The organism is Burkholderia sp. lig30 (assembly GCF_000687455.2).
Classification (GTDB): domain Bacteria; phylum Pseudomonadota; class Gammaproteobacteria; order Burkholderiales; family Burkholderiaceae; genus Burkholderia.
Genome location: NZ_JGVW01000028.1, coordinates 1 through 1,136, shown reverse-complemented (window position 1 = coordinate 1,136; position 1,136 = coordinate 1). Strand labels below are relative to the sequence as shown.

Annotated in this window: 1 pseudogene; it reads right to left on the bottom strand. The window is 65.8% G+C overall.

The features are described from left to right. A pseudogene (locus LIG30_RS26735) lies at positions 1 to 1,136 on the bottom strand (T6SS phospholipase effector Tle1-like catalytic domain-containing protein); the annotation flags it as partial.

Below are 1,136 nucleotides of genomic sequence, written 5' to 3'. Positions count from 1 at the left end.
GCCATGCCGAGATAGGCGATCCGCTTTTTGCCGCCCTCGAAGATCACGCGCGGCCAGCCATAGCCACCCGGCACGTATTCGTGGAACCAGGGAACGCGGAACCAGATCCGGCTGTCGTGCACATAGTCGTCGAGCAACGTAACGACCGCCTTCTGAAGCCGGTTGGCCGCCTCCGTCGACGCATGCTTTTTCAGAAAGTGGACCACGCCGCGCGCGGGCGCCGCCACGATGTCATGGGATGGGCTGTAATTCCTGCACACCGTGCTCCAGACGGACGCAAGCAGGACGCCGCTCTCGGCGAGCGTGACCGTGGGCGAATCGCTGCCGGGCTGCTCGCGTGCCACCGACAGTGTGGTGGTCGTCGTCGCGGGGGCCGGGTATGCGTTCCGCGGCGCATCGTTCACGCGCACGGCGGCGGTGACCTTCCACTTCGTTTCCCGTTCGTCCGGATGCAGGTAGCCCAGCAGCAGGCGCATCTCTTCCGCCCCCTCGCGCAGGTCGGTCTGCTCATTGGTCGTGACGTCCCATACGCTTTCGCCGGGACGCGCCGGCGCGGCATCCTCGGCGTCCGGCCCGGCCTTCGGATGGGCCACTTCGCCGCACAGCGCTTCCGTGCGGCGCGTGATCTCCGTTTCCGTGGCCGCGATCTGCGCGTCCAGCTCCATGATCCTGGGCATGTTGGCCGGATACTGCTGGCTGGCCGTTGCCGTGGACTTCTGCTGCTGCAGTTGCGCCAGCTTCGCATGGAGCGCCCGGAGCTGCGGATCGGTCTTCTTCGCTTCGTCCAGGCCTTTTTCCACCTTGTAAGGCGTCATGCGGTGTTCCTCGGCCTGGAGGAAGAATGCCTGATGGGTCACGTAATCCTGCGTGCCCGGCTGCGCGCGCAACGCGCGCCATGCCAGCATGTCGGCCATGCCGTGCCCGATCGCGTCCTCCATGCGGCCGATCGGCCCTGCGGTCTTCAGCCAGCCGTTGAAGGCTTCGATCGTGCCGGGAGATAACGCGAAATCCGCTCGCATTTGCGCGCTGTCCAGAATCTCGTCGCCCTTCATCATCGGCACGCCGTATTTGAGCGCGTGAACGTACATGTCGTGCAACGCAATCTGGCTGAGCTTGCCGCCATCGCCCTGGCCGGG